The 17,611-nt window shown below is 43.8% G+C and carries 12 protein-coding genes and 4 tRNA genes; 2 read left to right on the top strand and 14 right to left on the bottom strand.

What is annotated here, in order from left to right:
* Window positions 1–15: 15 nt before the first annotated feature.
* The 5 genes from H539_RS0111180 to H539_RS28370 all read right to left on the bottom strand — a co-directional run bounded on the left by H539_RS0111180 (window position 16) and on the right by H539_RS28370 (window position 6,434).
* Entirely contained in the window at window positions 16–1,494 is a 1,479-nt protein-coding gene (locus tag H539_RS0111180; RefSeq protein WP_026693574.1) for an o-succinylbenzoate--CoA ligase, read from the bottom strand.
* A 141-nt stretch (window positions 1,495–1,635) separates the two neighbouring features.
* Entirely contained in the window at window positions 1,636–2,454 is an 819-nt protein-coding gene (gene menB / locus H539_RS0111175) for a 1,4-dihydroxy-2-naphthoyl-CoA synthase (RefSeq protein WP_026693573.1), read from the bottom strand.
* Between the two features lie 14 nt (window positions 2,455–2,468).
* A complete protein-coding gene (gene menH, locus H539_RS0111170; RefSeq protein ID WP_026693572.1) occupies window positions 2,469–3,281 on the bottom strand; it encodes a 2-succinyl-6-hydroxy-2,4-cyclohexadiene-1-carboxylate synthase in 813 nt (270 codons plus the stop codon).
* A complete protein-coding gene (gene menD / locus H539_RS0111165) occupies window positions 3,278–5,029 on the bottom strand; it encodes a 2-succinyl-5-enolpyruvyl-6-hydroxy-3-cyclohexene-1-carboxylic-acid synthase (protein WP_026693571.1) in 1,752 nt (583 codons plus the stop codon). The genes menH and menD overlap by 4 nt, the downstream gene beginning before the upstream one ends.
* A complete protein-coding gene (locus tag H539_RS28370; protein WP_035322454.1) occupies window positions 5,016–6,434 on the bottom strand; it encodes an isochorismate synthase in 1,419 nt (472 codons plus the stop codon). Before H539_RS28370 ends, menD begins: the two co-directional genes overlap by 14 nt.
* Window positions 6,435–6,745: 311 nt before the next feature.
* On the opposite strand from H539_RS28370, the gene H539_RS0111155 reads away from it, so the two are divergent.
* Together H539_RS0111155 and H539_RS0111150 are read left to right on the top strand one after the other, a co-directional pair.
* Window positions 6,746–7,684, top strand: coding sequence for a 1,4-dihydroxy-2-naphthoate polyprenyltransferase (locus H539_RS0111155; protein ID WP_026693570.1), 939 nt, complete (start codon window positions 6,746–6,748; stop codon window positions 7,682–7,684).
* A 186-nt stretch (window positions 7,685–7,870) separates the two neighbouring features.
* Window positions 7,871–8,644: a TraR/DksA C4-type zinc finger protein gene (locus tag H539_RS0111150; RefSeq protein ID WP_026693569.1), complete on the top strand. Its 774-nt coding sequence runs from the start codon at window positions 7,871–7,873 to the stop codon at window positions 8,642–8,644.
* A 41-nt stretch (window positions 8,645–8,685) separates the two neighbouring features.
* Here H539_RS0111150 and H539_RS0111145 read toward each other — a convergent pair whose 3' ends face one another.
* The 9 genes from H539_RS0111145 to H539_RS0111100 form a co-directional block, all read right to left on the bottom strand.
* Window positions 8,686–11,073 carry a glycogen/starch/alpha-glucan phosphorylase gene (locus H539_RS0111145; RefSeq protein ID WP_026693568.1) on the bottom strand — a complete coding sequence of 796 codons (2,388 nt, stop codon included), beginning with the start codon at window positions 11,071–11,073 and terminating at the stop codon, window positions 8,686–8,688.
* A complete protein-coding gene (gene glgA / locus H539_RS0111140; RefSeq protein WP_026693567.1) occupies window positions 11,060–12,517 on the bottom strand; it encodes a glycogen synthase GlgA in 1,458 nt (485 codons plus the stop codon). The genes H539_RS0111145 and glgA overlap by 14 nt, the downstream gene beginning before the upstream one ends.
* Window positions 12,517–13,542 carry a GlgC family sugar phosphate nucleotidyltransferase gene (locus H539_RS0111135; RefSeq protein WP_026693566.1) on the bottom strand — a complete coding sequence of 342 codons (1,026 nt, stop codon included), beginning with the start codon at window positions 13,540–13,542 and terminating at the stop codon, window positions 12,517–12,519. Before H539_RS0111135 ends, glgA begins: the two co-directional genes overlap by 1 nt.
* Window positions 13,543–13,572: 30 nt before the next feature.
* Window positions 13,573–14,724: a glucose-1-phosphate adenylyltransferase gene (locus tag H539_RS0111130; RefSeq protein ID WP_026693565.1), complete on the bottom strand. Its 1,152-nt coding sequence runs from the start codon at window positions 14,722–14,724 to the stop codon at window positions 13,573–13,575.
* A complete protein-coding gene (glgB, locus tag H539_RS0111125) occupies window positions 14,663–16,606 on the bottom strand; it encodes a 1,4-alpha-glucan branching protein GlgB (RefSeq protein WP_026693564.1) in 1,944 nt (647 codons plus the stop codon). The genes H539_RS0111130 and glgB overlap by 62 nt, the downstream gene beginning before the upstream one ends.
* Before the next feature lie 676 nt (window positions 16,607–17,282).
* Window positions 17,283–17,354, bottom strand: a tRNA-Glu gene (locus tag H539_RS0111115).
* 1 nt (window position 17,355) lies between these two features.
* Window positions 17,356–17,446, bottom strand: a tRNA-Ser gene (locus H539_RS0111110).
* Between the two features lie 9 nt (window positions 17,447–17,455).
* A tRNA-Asn gene (locus tag H539_RS0111105) sits at window positions 17,456–17,530 on the bottom strand.
* A gap of 1 nt (window position 17,531) precedes the next feature.
* Window positions 17,532–17,608, bottom strand: a tRNA-Ile gene (locus H539_RS0111100).
* Window positions 17,609–17,611: the final 3 nt, after the last annotated feature.

The raw sequence follows: 17,611 nt of genomic DNA, 5'->3' as shown, positions 1-17,611 counted from the left end.
GCCAAGGCAGCTTTCTCAATGCTTTATCAAACTGTTCAATTCTCTTCTCATCAGCTTTCCTGAAGAATTTCGCGGAAGCTCATCAACAAAATAAATCTTTTTCGGGATTTTATATGAAGCAAGATTCTCCCCGCAAAATTCCAGAATTTCTTTTTCTGTCAAAGAAGCCCCTTCTGCTGGGACCACATATGCATATGGAACCTGCCCCCATCTTTCATGGAGATGAGGCGCTGCTCCTGCCTCAAATATGAGGGGATGGCTGGATAGAACAGATTCTATCTCGGCTGGGTAAATATTTTCCCCTCCAGAAATGATTAAATCAGATCTGCGATCAAGCACATATAAAAAACCTTCCTCATCCAGCATTCCAATATCGCCGGTATAAAACCAGCCATCCCGGAAAGCCTCTGCAGACTGCCGGGGACGATTGTAATAACCTGATACAACATTAGGACCCTTTACAACAATCTCACCAGCCTCATTCGCCCGCGCCTCTTTCCCGTCCTTTTCAATAAAGAGCCGGGCCGGGAATAATGGCTTTCCAGCAGAACCAAGCTTCTGGATGCTGTATTCAGGGGCAAGCGTAACGATCTGTGAGGAAGTCTCAGTCATTCCATATGTCTGATAAACAGGAATATTCCGTTCCCTGCACGATTCAAGAAGAGGCAATGGAGCAGGCCCGCCTCCAAGCAGCATGCACCTGAAGGATTCCGGATACCTTCTGTCTCCTAATTGTTTGATCAGCCTGTTCAGCATGGACGTTACGACAGAAATGGTGGTGACTCCTTCCTCAAGAATTGCCCGGTTTATCTCCTCTTCATCAAAAGATTCATGGAGTACCACTGTAATCCCATAAATCACACTCTTCATAAGAATGGACAGACCGCTGATATGGAATATCGGCACCGAACACAGCCAGGAATCCTGCTCACCCAGCCCTAAATTCAAGACGGAGCCTATTGCGCTCCACCAATGGTTGCTGAAGGTCTGAAGCACTCCCTTGGGGTTTCCAGTCGTCCCAGAGGTATACATGATTGTGGCTATATCGTTTTCTATGAATTCTTCCAGCAAAGGCGCATCCTTGCTTTTCTCCGGATTCATTCTATCTGCTATCAGCACTTTCAGGCTGGATGGATGCTCCATTTGGCTTAGCTTTCCTTGAAAAGCTTCCTCGAGTATGAGGAAAGAAGCGTCTGAATCCGTAAGCTGGAATTCCATCTCTCTCCCGGTAAGCCTTCTGTTCAGCATAAGCACTTTGACACCTAGAAAAAATAAAGAATGAATCATAAAGACCGAATTAGGGTGATTCCCCACGAGCAGACCAACTGTATCTCCTCTTCGGATTCCGGACTGATAAAACGAGCCGGCCCACTTTTCGGCTTCTTCCTTTATCTCAGCGAATGTGAATGTTTCTCCTTTATACGCCAGCCCAACTCTGTCGGGGGATAAATCCGCCCTTTTGACGAGCCAGTTCGGCATTTCTGACTGATGCATCAAATCATATCCTTTTCTAATAGCTGATATGCCGCTTGCTTCGGTGTTAAAATGATATCTCTTTGTTTTTAACCCTGCCGGCATTTTTCTTCTAGTTCTCGATAAAAACAGCCTGACGGGAAACCGCCAGGCTGAGATTCATCAAGGAAAACGAGGGAATTGGCCGAAATCAGGCTTGCGCTTTTCTTTGAACGCATCTCTTCCTTCTTTAGCCTCGTCAGTTGTGTAATATAAAAGTGTGGCATCTCCAGCAAACTGCTGAATCCCTGCAAGTCCGTCAGTATCCGCATTAAATGCAGCTTTTAGGAAACGAATGGCCGTAGGGCTCTTCTCAAGGATTTCTTCACACCATTGTACCGTTTCATCTTCAAGCTGTTCCAATGGAACCACCGTATTTACAAGGCCCATATCCAGTGCATCCTGAGCATTGTACTGGCGGCATAAAAACCAGATTTCTCTCGCCTTCTTGTGGCCTACGATGCGTGCCAGGTAGCCTGAGCCATAGCCTGCATCAAAGCTGCCTACCTTAGGCCCTGTCTGGCCGAAGACTGCATTGTCGGCCGCGATGGTGAGATCGCAGACGATATGGAGAACATGTCCTCCACCGATAGCATAGCCTGCTACCATTGCAATAACCGGTTTTGGGATGACCCGGATCAGGCGCTGCAAATCAAGTACATTTAATCTTGGAATCTGATCTTCCCCTACATAGCCGCCATGGCCGCGGACTTTCTGGTCCCCGCCTGAACAGAAGGCCTTTCCGCCTTCTCCTGTAAGGATAATAACCCCAATATTCGAATCATCCCTTGCGTATGCAAACGCATCAATCAATTCCATAACCGTCTTTGGTGTAAAAGCATTATGTACATGCGGCCGGTTAATTGAAATCTTTGCAATGCCATTATAAGTCTGATACAAAATTTCTTCATAATTACGTTCCGTAATCCATTCACGTGCCATTTTACTATTCCCTCCTACTTAAGATTCGACAAAAAGCCACTTACTATCTTACCAAATTTTTCGGGCTGTTCCACATGAATTGCATGCCCTGCCTTCTCTATTATCTTCCATTCAGCGTTCACAAGCAAATCTGCCATCTTATCAGCAATCCTGCAGAACTTATCGTCCCATTCTCCTGTGATCAGCATTACCGGGAATTCCAGCTTCCCAAGCGTTCCCCACCAGGAAGGCTGAGATCCTGTCCCCATGCCGGTCAGACTGTTGGCGAGGCCTTGTTCAGAGTTCTTAAGGCGCTGTTTTTTAACGGCATCCCGTTTTTCTGCAGGCAGCTCTCTCTGAGATTGGAACAAAGGAATTCCGCTCCAATATCGCTCGAATTCAGGAACTCCCCTTTTAAGGATTCTTTCTGCAAGCAGATGATCTGAATGCCTCCTCTGGGTACGTTCCTCATCTGTTTCTAAACCTGGAGAAGCACTTTCAAGAATCAATGCCTTTACTCTTTCAGGATAGACAGAAGCAAACGTCAAAGCAAGCCTTCCCCCCATGGAATATCCTAAAAAGACCGCTTTGGGAAGATCAAGCGCGTCGAGAATCTCCTTTAGATCGGCAGCAGCCTTAAGAATGCTGTAGCGTTCAGGCTCTTTAGGTACCTCTGTTCTCCCGTGGCCGATGATATCCACACTGATTTTTTTTAAGTCTCCTTGAATCCATTGAGATACAGAATCCCAGTCATCACAGGAGCCTGTAAAGCCATGAAGCAGGACCAGTCCTTCACCGGCCCCATTCACTTCCACGTGGTAGCTTATTCCACCAGCAGAAATCCTCATTTCCGTCCCTCAATGAAAGAGCTGCTAATTTCCCGGGAAACTTCATTCCACAATTCTCGATGCCTTCTGACATTTTCAGATCGCTCTGTTCTTAATTCAATCACTTTGAGCCCTTTTTTGGCAAATGAAGAGGAAAAGCGATCAGAGAATTCTTCCCATGACTGGGGAGCATAGTATTCCCCGCCATACAGGCTTACCGCCTGTTTAAACTCTAAACCATGAGGAGTTCCAAAAAGCTCCTCAAAATGTTTTTCTTCTTGAGATTGCGGAAGAAACGAGAAGATGCCTCCTCCATCATTATTTACAATAATAATGGTCATATCCAGCTTAAGGAGCCTTGCTGCCATTAACCCATTCATATCATGGAAAAAGCTGATATCCCCTATTACCAGAACGGTTTGGTCTAAAACAGCGCTCACACCCAGAGCTGAGGATACAACACCATCTATGCCATTAGCCCCTCTATTGCAAAATGTTCTTACATGATTGGCCGGCGAAAGGAAGAAAGTATCCAGATCCCTTACAGGCATGCTGTTTCCAACAAACAGACTGGAGTTATGCGGCATAAGATCTGCAAGGACTGCAAAGAGCTTGCCTTCGTCCATTTCCGAAAAGTCCCTGATGCGGCCGAGGCCTGATTTTGCGAGATCATTGATCTTCTTCCATTCATCAAGCCAGGTACGGTCTTCCTTACGGTCAACCAGGCTCATCATTTCCCTGCAAAAGACCGTTTCATCACAATATAGCATATCATCTGCAATCCCAGCAGGCTCTCTCCAGCCTGCTCCGCCATCAATGACCAGCAGCTCAGCATCCACTTGGTCTTTTAGATAAATGGTCAGCGGCTTGGATACGGGCATCGCACCAAATCTGAGGATCAGGTCAGGCTTCAGCGCTTTCTTAACATCCTCAAACCTAAGGAACGTGTCATAGGTATCGATGATTGCATCTGAGGTGCTGCCGTCACTTCTTAACTGGGAAAGCGGATCTGCTAATACAGGGAATCCAGTCTTTTTACTCAATGACAGGACCTTAGAGTTAAAGGATGGAGAATCCATCGGCCCGCATATAATGAGCCCCCGCTCTGCCTGCATCATTTTGTCTGCGCAGGACTGATAGAAAGATTCCGGAAGTGTCAGCTCTCCCTGAAGGATTCCTATACTTTTAGATTCAGACTTCCCTTTAAACCATCTTTTGTCCTCCATATGCGGAATCAGCGGCTCCCTGAAAGGAAAGTTCAGGTGCACAGGCCCTGCCGGCGCCTGAAGGGCAGTTGCTGCAGCCCTGGCACAGACATTACGGGCATAGCGGATCATATCATCCGACTCCTCAGGCAGCGCCATTTCAACAAACCATTTTACATGCCTGCCATACAAATGGATCTGATCGATAGCCTGAGGTGCACCTACATCCCTCAATTCATGAGGCCTGTCCGCAGTCATTACGACGAGTGGAATGCGGGAGATTTTTGCCTCCACTACCGCTGGATAATAGTTTGCCGCAGCTGTTCCAGAGGTGCAAAGAAGCCCAACAGGTTCCTGAAGCGCCTTGGCCATACCAAGAGCAAAGAAGCCGGCAGACCTTTCATCTATATTAAGATGCACTTGTATTTCATCATGCTCCATCAGCATGTAAGCAAGAGGTGTAGACCTTGATCCCGGGCTTACTACGACATTCTTTACTCCTGCTTTAGCCAGCTCATCGACAACGGCTCCCGTATACGCACTAAGTGCTTCACGATGTGCCATCAAGCATTCCTCCTAAAGCACTTAACATGGGCTTAAATTTTATAGACGTTTCAATAAATTCACTTTGAGGCACAGACTCCCCTACGACACCGCATCCTGCGAATAGGGACGCTTCCTTTCCCTGAACAAGGGCAGACCTGATCCCGACGGCAAATTCCCCGTTCCCGAAGCCATCTGACCAGCCAAGCGGTGAAGCATAAAATCCCCGCTCCATAGCCTCAAGCTCTTCAATTTTTTCTAAAGCGAGCTGAGTAGGGACCCCTCCCATAGCTGGAGTCGGGTGAAGCAGTGCTACACAATCAAAAACAGAAACCGCCGGCTTGCATACTCCTTCAACCGGAGTGAATAGGTGCTGAATATGCTTTGTTTTCATCAGTACCGGCGATGAAGGTATATCCAGCTCCATACTTACTGGCTCCAGCGCATTTCTGATAGTGGAGACCACATACTCATGTTCATTCCGATTTTTAGAATCATCCAGGAGCTCGCTGCCCAGCGCCTCATCTTCCTCGGAGGTTTTCCCTCTCGCAATGGAACCGGCCAGGCATGCTGAGTAGATTTGATTTCCATCTTTTTTAATCAATTGTTCAGGAGATGCTCCGATGAAAAAGTCGCTTCCTGATTCCAAACAGAATATAAAACTCGTGGCCTGTTCATCCATCAGCCTCTTCAGGACAGCTTCCGGCTGTATTTCATTCTGGAATTTCATCCGGGTTTCCCTGGCTAGTACTACTTTTTCGAGCTCTGTAGTCCTGATTTGATCCACCACATTTTGGACTGCCTGTTTCCATTCAGCAGGATAGATTGCTGTCTGCTCTACTAAAGGATTTGCATCCAGAATCAGCTTTTCATTTTTAGCCGCTTCCATAATGGACTCTAGCTCCCGATTTCTCTCCTCCCATTCAGCAGCAGGATCTGCCGTGCCGTCAACCAGCAAATTGGCAGTAAGGTAAGCCTGTCCCTCCTGGATTGTCAGCAGGTATTTTGGTATATAAAATAAATGGTCGCCAAACTGGTCCCATAATGTATAATTTTCTTTTTCCGAATCAAAAGAAAAGCCGCCGAATAATAAGGGGCCTGTCGCAGCAATATGTGTTTCCCTGACCACTAAAGCACTGTCAGTCAGGCTCTTCCACTTTCTTTCAATCTCCTGGTACCTGTTTCCGGATGATGTGTGTAACGCATCCAATTTACCGATTCCGGCAAGAATCGTTCCGTTTCTTGCATCCCGCCAGAAAAAGTTTTCGCCCTTGTAGTCTTTTCTGCCTGCTTTATAAAACGAAAGGGGGTCCAGCATATTAATGGTATGAACTTCGCTGAATAATACACTGTTTTTCGTTTTAGAAGCCTCAGCCTTTGCTTTCTGCAGGCTTTCCATGATATGCATATGTTGGGCAGTAATCAATGGTGTTTCCCCCCTGACTTATACTAACTGTCCTTTATAAACCTATTTAAAGATACACCTCAATGAAGAGGGATGTCAATTATTCCAGCCCCTCTGAAATCCTTAGGCAGAGAGCGCCTATTTTCCTTATTATATAGCGAATCTATTTCCTATCATGTGAAAGCAGGGCAAAAAAATACATTGACAGTGCCCCCTCCTTTTTCTACACTTATTTTGTGTTAAAATTAAATATATTATAAGGCAGTAGTATACACTTTATAATAGGAATACAAGCAAGCAGATGCCCCATCTGCTGGTAGAGGAGATTAGAAATGCATACACATTTAAATACGCAGCCAAAGCCGCTTGTCAAAGATAAAAACAATTGGAGAGTGTGGTGGCAGCTAACCCGTCCGCATACCCTGACTGCCGGGTTTGTCCCCGTATTGGTTGGGACTGCGCTAGCTCTGAATGAAAAAGCCCATTTCCATGCAGCGGTTTTCATCTGCATGATGGTAGCGACCCTTTTTATCCAGATGGCGACAAATATGTTTAATGAGTATTATGATTATAAGCGCGGACTGGATAATGAAAATTCCATTGGAATAGGCGGGGCAATCGTCCGCGAAGGAGTTTCACCTCAGACGGTATTGACTATAGCACTGACACTTTACGGATTGTCCATTTTACTCGGCATATACATCTGCAGCCATTCAAGCTGGTGGCTTGCCCTTATAGGGCTTATCTGTATGTCAGTAGGTTATTTATATACCGGCGGACCATTCCCGATTGCCTATACACCTTTTGGGGAAATTTTTGCCGGATTATTCATGGGAGTCTTTGTGATCCTAATCGCTTTCTTTATCCAGGCAGGATATGTATCCGCAAATTCTGTTCTTGTTTCAATTCCAGTTGCCCTTCTGGTAGGAGCAATTAATCTAGCCAATAATATCCGCGATCTTGAGGGAGATAAGGAAAACGGAAGAAAGACACTAGCCATCCTGGCTGGACGGAAAAACGCCATCATTATCCTGGGAAGTTCTATGGCCGTGTCTTATATCTGGATCATTTCCCTGATACTTTCAGATAATGCTTCACCATGGCTTCTGCTTGTTTTGTTAAGTATTCCAAAAGCAGTGAAAGCAACAAAGGGCTTTGTCGGAAAAACACAGCCTCTGCAAATGATGCCTGCCATGAAGGCAACGGCCCAGACCAACACCATTTTCGGATTCTTACTATCCATCGGGCTGTTTATCAACTATTTTATCTAAACAAATAAAAGGTGTTCAGAATTTCTCGTTCTGAACACCTTTTTTCTTTTCCTTCCATATTTGCCCTGATGCCCTATTCTAGTTTTTATCTTCCTCTATTCGGGTAAGTAAAGATATACCCAATCATTCTAAAATACGAATGCAGTAAAGGATATAATAAATCAGCAATGAGGAAGTGACTTGGACATGTTAGATGAAAAACAAATGGAATCCTTAAAAGAACAATTGCTTTCTATGAAGGAAGACTTGGAAACCCAGGTGAATATGCAGGATCCCAGTGATGACAGCATTACCGATTCAGTAGGAGAAATCTCAAGCCTCGATAATCATCCGGGGGACCTAGGAACAGAGCTTTTTGAAAAGGAAAAGGACATTGCTCTTGAAGATCATAACTCCAATGAATTACAAAAAGTAAAGGACGCCCTTCAGGCCATGGAAGACGGAAATTATGGAAAATGCCTGGCATGCGGCAGAGAGATTCCGTATGAAAGACTGGAAGCACTCCCTTCTGCTCTATACTGTATAGACCATGCTTCAGAGCAGAATATCTCCAATTACCGCCCAGTAGAGGAAGATGTTCTCGAGCCCTCTCATCGTGATTCTTTTCAGCGTCTAAGGGATAATCACATCATCAATGATGAAATCGACAGCTTTGAGGATGTAGCACGATACGGAACTTCAGAAACACCTTCCGACTATTACGAGAAATTCAAAGACTATAACAGCATGGATAAAGAGAAGGATGACACTGAAGGATTCCCAGAGGAATATGAGAATTTTGCAGGCAATGATATCGATGAATCTAATGTCAGATCCATTCCTTCAAAGGAAAATTCCAAGTTTGAAAGAGAGCTGGATGAAGAGGGGCTTGATTCAAATATTGGAGATATACCTTATCATCTTCGTGACAGCTATCTTGAGGAATCCGGAAAGTCATCAAAAGACAAATCAAATAAATAGCAAACAGGCTGACCCTAAGGGTCAGCCTGTTTGCTTTCAGTTTAAATCGGCTGGATTTTCCAGATCCCATCAGCATATTCCTGGATTGTCCGGTCACTGGAAAAGAAACCTGCCATCGCAATATTCATCAGGCTTTTCTTAGTCCAAGAAAGCTGATCCTGGTAAGCATCTGATACGTCCTTTTGTCTCTCAATATAGGAAGAAAAATCACGCAGAACAAAATATTGATCATTTTCAGCAAGGAGGGAATCGTAGATAGGTTCGAATTCTTCCGCATCTGGAAAAAAACCATTGATCAGCTGGCTGCATATGAGATGAATACGGTCGTCAGCATGGTAATAATCATAGGGACGATAACCGCCGCTCGACTGGTAGTTCAATACTTCTTCAGAACGCAGACCAAAAATAAAAATATTATCCTGACCAAGCCTCTCAGCCATTTCTACATTGGCACCGTCAAGGGTTCCGATCGTCACAGCTCCATTGATCATAAACTTCATATTCCCTGTTCCAGAAGCCTCCTTGCTGGCTGTAGAAATCTGCTCACTTATCTCGGCAGCCGGAAAAATCTCCTCTGCTAATGAGACATTATAATTCTCCAGGAATACAACCTTGATATAAGGATTAACTTCCGGATCTGAATTGACTTTTTCTGCGAGAGAATTAATCAGTTTAATTACCTTCTTGGCATAATAATAGCCTGGGGATGCTTTTGCCCCAAAAACGAAGGTCCTTGGATAAGGCTTAAAATATTTGTCTTCTTTCATGCGGTTGTAAAGATACATAATATGAAAAACATTTAGAAGCTGCCTTTTATATGCATGAAGACGCTTGACTTGAATATCAAAAATGGAATGAGGATCCACCTGAATTCCTGCGTTCTTCAGCATTCTGGATGCAAGCTGCTCTTTCTTTTTCCTCTTTATACTGATTAACTTTTCGAGGAATGTTTGATCGGAGGAAAATCCCTTAAGATTCTCCAGCTGTTCCGGATGTTTGATCCAGCCGTCTCCGATTGCTTCTGAAATCAGAGCTGACAATTCAGGATTGGCTTTTAGCAGCCATCTTCTATGGGTGATTCCATTTGTTTTATTGTTGAATTTGTGGGGATAGAATTGATAAAAGTTTCTCATTTCTCTATGCTTCAGGATCTCTGTATGCAGCTTTGCTACACCGTTTATGCTAAAGCTCCCGGCAATGGCAAGGTGAGCCATCTTTACTTCTCCATGGGCGATGACGGCCATGCTTTCAATCAAGCCCCAGCTCCCCGGATAGGCATCCCACAGTTCTTCGCAAAATCTTTCATTAATTTCGTGGATAATCATAAAGATTCGTGGAAGGAGAGGCTCCATGATCCGTATCGGCCATCTTTCCAGCGCCTCCGAGAGGGTGGTATGATTGGTATACGATATAGTATTGGTTGTGATGCTCCATGCCTTTTCCCATGAAAGACCTTCTTCATCTATCAATATCCTCATCAATTCCGGGATGGCCAGGACTGGATGGGTGTCATTAATATGCAGCCCTACCTTTTCTGGAAATAGTTCGATATCTATATACTTTTTCCGGAAAGAACGAATGATCGACCGAAGAGTTGCGGATACAAGGAAGTACTGCTGCTTAAGCCTCAGGATCTTCCCTTCGTCATGAGTATCATTTGGATATAAGAACTCTGTTACTGCTTCTGTTTCTCTCTTATACCTCGCTACATCCTCTAGCCCTGGATAGATAGTCGGCTCAGCACTCCATAACCGGAGAGAGTTGACTATTTTATTTTGATACCCGACTACCGGGACATCATAAGGTACAGCAAGCACCTTTACTGCATCAACATGCCGGAATTTCAGCTTTCCGTCTTCCGTATAGGATTCTACCTTTCCCCAAAACGGAACTTCTACGGCAAGATTGGGTTTTTTCACTTCCCACACAAACCCATGCAGCCAATGCTCGGGATATTCTACTTGGTACCCGTCGATAATCTTCTGTTCAAAAAGCCCATGCTTGTATCGGATGCCGCATCCATGGCCTGGCAGGGATAAGGAGGCCAGTGAATCAAGAAAGCAGGCTGCAAGCCTGCCCAGACCTCCATTGCCAAGTCCCGCATCCGCTTCCGCATCTTCAATTTCGGAAAGGTCAATGCCGAGATCCTTCAGCCCCTCACTCAGGACATCCATGATACCAAGATTCAGTACATTGCTGCCAAGGAATCTTCCCGGCAGGAATTCAATGGATAAATAATAGATTTGTTTTGTCTTTGACGCCCTTGTTTTTTCTATCGAGGCAATCCAGTCCTTGCTGATATATTCTTTGACCATTTGGCCGAGAATATAGAACTGATCCTTCCTTGATATTTGGTCAAAGCTTTTGCCATAAGTCATCTCAAGTCTTCTGAGAAAAGTCTCTTTAAATTCTTCCTTACTGGAAAACATGGCTTCCACTTTCACTGACCAGCTCCTCATAAAGAGTATGATACTGAGCTGCGGACTGAGCCCAGCTATAATCCTCATTCATCGCCTCACGGACAATGGACTTCCATACCTCCTTTTGGCTGTAAAAAGATAAAGCCCGCTCAATGGTATAAAGCATGTCATGGGCATTGAAGTTGGTAAAGGAGAATCCATTTCCTTTTCCTTCAAATTCATTGTATGAATCTACCGTATCATTTAAGCCGCCTGTTTCTCTAACAACCGGTATGGCACCATATCTCATGGCTATCAGCTGTCCCAGCCCGCATGGCTCAAACTGGGATGGCATCAAAAAGAGGTCGGCACCAGCATAAATCTGGTGCGCAAGGCTTTCGTTGAAGCCTATTGCTGCCTTAACCTTGTCTGGATGATGCCACTCCATTGTCTTGAAAAAATCGGAAAACTCCGGCTCGCCGGTTCCGAGCACTACAACCTGTACATCGTGGCTGATGATTTCCTGAAAAACAGTTTTTACGAGATCTAGCCCTTTTTGTTTTGTAAGTCTTGTCACCATTGCAAGAAGGGGCACATCTTCCCGCTGCGGAAGACCAAACCGTTCCTGAAGGGCAAGTTTATTCTTTACCTTATGCTGGATCGAAGAGGCACTATACGGCTCTGCTATAAACTTGTCATCTTCCGGATTGTAAAACTCATAATCGATTCCGTTCAGAATTCCGGCCAGGCTTGAATTCCTGCTTCTTAGCAATCCATCCAGCCGCTCGCCATAATACTCGGATTGAATTTCATCTTTATATGTGGGACTTACCGTCGTTATAAAATCGGAAGCAGAAATGCCTGCTTTCATAAAGCTTACATTTCCATGAAATTCAATCGTATCCTGCCTGAAATGATAATCATCCATTCCAAGGAGTTCCCCTAAAATTTCATGCGGGAATATCCCTTGGAATTGCAGATTATGGATCGTAAAGACTGTCTTAACGAATTCATAGCCCGGCCTGTACTGATAATCAACTTTATATAGAAATGGAATTAAGCCAGTATGCCAATCATGACAATGGATGACTTCCGGCATCGCCGGAAGATGCTCCAAACATTCCAAAACAGCCTTATTGAAATAAGCAAAACGTTCTCCATCATCATAATGACCATAAATCAAGCCGTCCCGTTTAAAATAATATTCATTGTCTACAAAATAATACTGCACACCCTCATGTTCCAGAAGAAAGAGGCCGCAATATTGCTTTCTCCAACCTACACGGACATAAAACTCCGCTATCTTGGACATTTTTTCTGTATATTCCTCTGCTATGCTGCTGTACTTGGGCATGATTACCCTCACAGTATCCTTGTTTTTATTAAGCTCTTTTGGAAGGGATCCTGCCACATCTGCTAAACCTCCTGATTTAACAAAGGGTACACATTCCGAGACAGCAAAGAGTATTTCCATCAGCCCATCAGCACTCCTTGAACAGTTCCTTTTTTTATAACAATAGGGTGATCTGCGGTTCCCCGCAGCTCCACGCCATCTTCAATCCGTACATCCTTATCCAGTATGACGGATTCAAGCACACAATTTTCACCAATGTTGCTTTTTTGCATGATTACACAATTCTTGACCACTGAACCTTTTCCAATTTTAACAGCTCGGGAAATGATGCTGTTTTCGACATGGCCATTAATGATACACCCATTAGCCACCATAGAATTCTTCACCAGAGAATTCCTTGTATACTTTGTAGGAGGCTCATCCTTGACCTTTGTAAAAATAGGCTGGCTCTCTTTAAACAGCTTCTTCCAATTGAAGGGGTTTAGTAATTCCAGGTTTGTTTCATAATAAGACTGGATCGAATCGATCATGACGCAATAATCTTCATATTCATAATTGCACACCTGGTAAGGAATATGAGGATCTTCCAAAGCATCATAAAGGCATTGATAGCCAGTAATGTCCCGCTGGACAATTAAATCTATTAATAGTTCGCGCTTTAACAGATAGACCTCCAAAGGCTTCCCTTTATGGACCACCTGCGTTATATCGCAGCCATTTTCAATATGCTTATCCAAAATCTCGCAGAAATCTATATTAAGAATGGTATAACAATTCGAGACCACAGCATAATCCTGACTGCTCCTCCTAAAGTAGTCCAAATGATAGGAAAAGCATTGGAAGGATCCTATATGCTGAAAAGGAATATCCAAATTAGGGGCGGGAAAGAAGAATAATCCGTCCCTCTTCCTATTTAAATCCCAGTTCTTCCCGGACTCCAAATGATCCATTAACGAACGGTAATGATATTTCGGAAAAACACCAACACTGGTTATCCCAGAATTCACCATGCTTGAAAGGACAAAATCGATCAGCCGGTATCTCCCTCCAAAGGGCAGTGCGGCAAGCACACGTTGTTCAGTAAGCTCTTTCAGCGGATCTAAATAGGTGGTCGCATCAATTACACCTAAAATATTCTTGTTCATAGAAATTCTCCCTCCATATGATCTTCCTGCTTACTTAGCCATCGACCGTTCCTTTATCATAGTTTCGGTCACAAGAATAATATCCTCACGTCCGCCTTCTGGGCATATTACCATGTTCTCAGGTACCCTAAGACCTGTCGGAACAATGGCCCGTTCAATATAAGCACCTTCTCCGATCACTGCTCCAGGCATGACTACAGCCTCGCATACTTTGGCATCTTTATGGATGGTTACTCCTTGGAACAAGACAGATTTTTCCACGCACCCCTCCACAAAGCACCCTTCATTAATCAGGGAATCCTTCACTTCCGCATCGCTGGCAACAAACTGAGGCGGCTGATTAGGATTTATAGAGTAAATCCTCCATGAATGGTCGAACAAATCAAGTGAACTGGTCTCGTCCAAAAGATCCATATTCGCTTCCCATAAGCTTTTGATGGTTCCGACATCCTTCCAGTAGCCCTTGAAGGGATATGCGTTAACCTTCCTCTTTTCCCTCAGCATCATAGGGATGATATCCTTTCCGAAATCCCGTGTTGAATCCGGATTTTCTCCATCCTTGATCAGTGCTTCCCTAAGCACGCTCCAGGAGAAAATATAGATGCCCATGGATGCCAGGTTGTTGCGGGGATTCTTAGGCTTTTCCTCAAAATCTGTAATTTCAAGTTCAGAATTGGTGTTCATGATACCAAAGCGGCTCGCTTCATCCCATGGTACCTCAATAACCGAAATAGTGACATCCGATCCCTTTTCCTCATGATAATCAATCATTTTGGAATAATCCATTTTGTAAATATGATCACCTGATAAGACCAGTACATATTCTGGATTATAACGGTCAATATAATTAATGTTTTGATAAATAGCGCTTGCAGTTCCTGTATACCACTTGACCTCTTTAGTTTCAGCATATGGAGGCAGAACAGTGACTCCTCCATTCTTCCGGTCCAAATCCCAGGCACTTCCTATTCCAATATAGTTATTTAGAACAAGAGGCTGGTACTGTGTTAGAACTCCTACCGTATCAATCCCAGAGTTTGTACAATTGCTCAAAGTAAAGTCAATAATCCTGTACTTTCCTCCAAAGGGGACTGCTGGCTTTGCTATATTCTGTGTCAGTTCATTCAGCCTGCTTCCTTGGCCTCCTGCTAGAAGCATTGCTACGCACTTTTTTCTCACCATCTGTATTTTTCCCCTTTCTTTTCTTTATCTTTTTAAAAATCGTAATACCAAACCCAGGAATGCACACATCAATGCTGTACGGCTTGCCGTGATAGATTCCTTTTTCTGCTGTGACCTTCTTTTTATTTATAAAATGACTACCGCCATACATTTGGTCGTCACTGTTAAAAACTTCCCTATACTCCCCTGCACCAGGGACTCCAATTAAATAGTTCTCATAGGATGTTCTCGAGAAATTGCAGACAACTATTAAAGATTCATCCTCGGACTCAGCTTTCCTGATAAACGAAAATATGGACTGCCTGGTATTATTAGCATCGATCCATTCAAATCCTTCTGATACAAAATCCAGTTCGTAGAGAGCCTTCTGCCTTTTGTAAAAAGCGGCTAACTCTTTAACGTATGCATCCATGCGTACATGCATGTCATAATCGAATAAAACCCAATCCAGCTGCTTCCATACGTCCCATTCGGAGAAATGTCCAAACTCTCCTCCCATGAACAACAATTTCTTTCCTGGATGTGCGAACATGAATCCATATAACAATCTCAGCTGCGCAAATTTTTCCTCATATGATCCTGGCATTTTATCAAGCAGAGACTTTTTGCCATGTACGACTTCATCGTGGGAAAAAGGCAGCAGAAACTGTTCAGAAAAAGCATACATGATGGAAAATGTTACTTTGCCGTGCAGGTCTGGCCTTTGTTCAGGGGCTGATTTCATATAAAGCAGCATGTCATTCATCCAACCCATATTCCACTTATAGGAAAATCCAAGGCCGCCATATGCAGCAGGTGCCGTTACTTGAGGGTAATCGGAAGAGTCCTCGGCAATCATCAGGAAATTGGGATCCAGCTCATGAACAAAACTGTTTAACTTTCTCAAAAAATGAACCCCATATTCATTTGTTTCTTTTTCGGAGCCGCCTGGCCAATAAATGATATTCGCCACGGCATCCATTCTAAAGCCATCGATATGGAAATACTCCATCCAAAAGTGGGCGTTAGATATCAAGAAACTATGGATTTCATTTTTCCCGAGGTCAAAATTTGCCGTCCCCCACACTTTATTTTCCCTATGCTTTTCGGTCGGATACTCATACAGCGGCTGTCCATCGAAATGATACAAGCCATGGGCATCCTTAACAAAATGGCCTGGAACCCAGTCAAGGACCACTCCAATGTCATTCTGGTGGCAGTGATCGATGAAATACATAAAATCCTGAGGACTGCCATATCTGCTGGTAGCTGAGTAATACCCCGTCCCTTGATAGCCCCATGAGCCATCAAAAGGGTGCTCGACCATCGGAAGAAGCTCCACATGCGTAAAGCCATGCTCCTTTAAATAAGGAATTAATTCTTCAGCCATTTCAACATAGCTGAAAAAAGAGCCGTCCTCTTTTCTTTTCCAGCTGCCAAAATGCATTTCATAAATGAAAACAGGCTTATTAAATGAAGTGTTCCTGGCTCTCTTTTTCTGCCAGCTTCCGTCCTCCCATTGATAGCCGGATAAATCTCTCACAATGGAAGCCGTGCCTGGTCTCAATTCAGATTGAAATGCATATGGATCAGCCTTTAAAAAGATACTTCCCTCATGCGTTTCAATTTCATATTTATACATCTGGCCGCTTAGGTTTTCCTCTATTACCTTTACCCAGACTCCCTCATCATTAACACGTTCCATTTCAAATCCATGTCCATTCCAAGAATTAAATTGACCGGAAATCCTGACCATTTTTGCGTGAGGAGCCCAGACGCAGAATCTGGTTTTTACTGCCCCATTTTCATGGAATAGATGGGCACCAAACAATTTATATGCTTCAAACAAATTCCCTTCATGAAACAAATGAAGGCTATAATCCAAAGGTGCACTGACAGACACTCAACTCCACTCCCTTATCAAGAATTTTGACTGAGATGACTCTTTAAACATTCCAAGATTTTATGTAAGGGAGATCACCATTACATAAAGAACGTGACATTCAAGAATTTTACTATTTAATGAATAACAATTCACTATATCTAAATTCTTCTGATATAAATATTACTTTATTCTAGATTTATATTCAAAATCCTTTATCTTTTCTGAAGATAGTTAAAAATACCCATTGAATTCGAATGAAAGGGGTTTCACTGCTTAGGGGAATTTCAATTTTATTATAGATCAGGATAATAATGGAATATTCCAAGCGGTTTTCAAACATAAGAACATAACTTATTTACCCTGTTTGTTCTTCATTAAACCTGACTGAATTACAAAAAAGTATTTTTATATAACTTTTAGTCTTCTGTGCTCTAAAATTTTGGGAGATCGGCAGCTGCGGGATTATATAGTTATTATTAATGGAAGTGAGCGTATAATAAGGCGGGTATTGAGTTAGGGAAATCTGCGTTGGAATTCTGTTTTCTAGCTGCCGGGAATAGAAGTGATAAATAGATGGAGAATATGAGAAGATAGCGGATCCATCGCTTTGGAGAATCAGTCAATAAGAGAATGGAAGAATCTAAAGAACACAAATAAAAAAAGACTGTGTACATATTGTACACAGTCTCTCTTATGACCCCTACGGGATTCGAACCCGTGTTACCGCCGTGAAAGGGCGGTGTCTTAACCGCTTGACCAAGGGGCCGTGGCGGAGAAGGAGGGATTTGAACCCTCGCGCCGCTTACGCGACCTACACCCTTAGCAGGGGCGCCTCTTCAGCCTCTTGAGTACTTCCCCACAAAAAAATGGCTCCGCAGGTAGGACTCGAACCTACGACCGTTCGGTTAACAGCCGAATGCTCTACCACTGAGCTACTGCGGAATGGTGGGCCTAAATGGACTCGAACCATCGACCTCACGCTTATCAGGCGTGCGCTCTAACCAGCTGAGCTATAGGCCCATT

Source organism: Peribacillus kribbensis DSM 17871, assembly GCF_000430765.1.
Classification (GTDB): Bacteria; Bacillota; Bacilli; order Bacillales; family DSM-1321; genus Paraperibacillus; species Paraperibacillus kribbensis.
The sequence above is the reverse complement of the archived record's forward strand: the minus strand, read 5'-3'. Positions and strand labels throughout refer to the sequence as shown.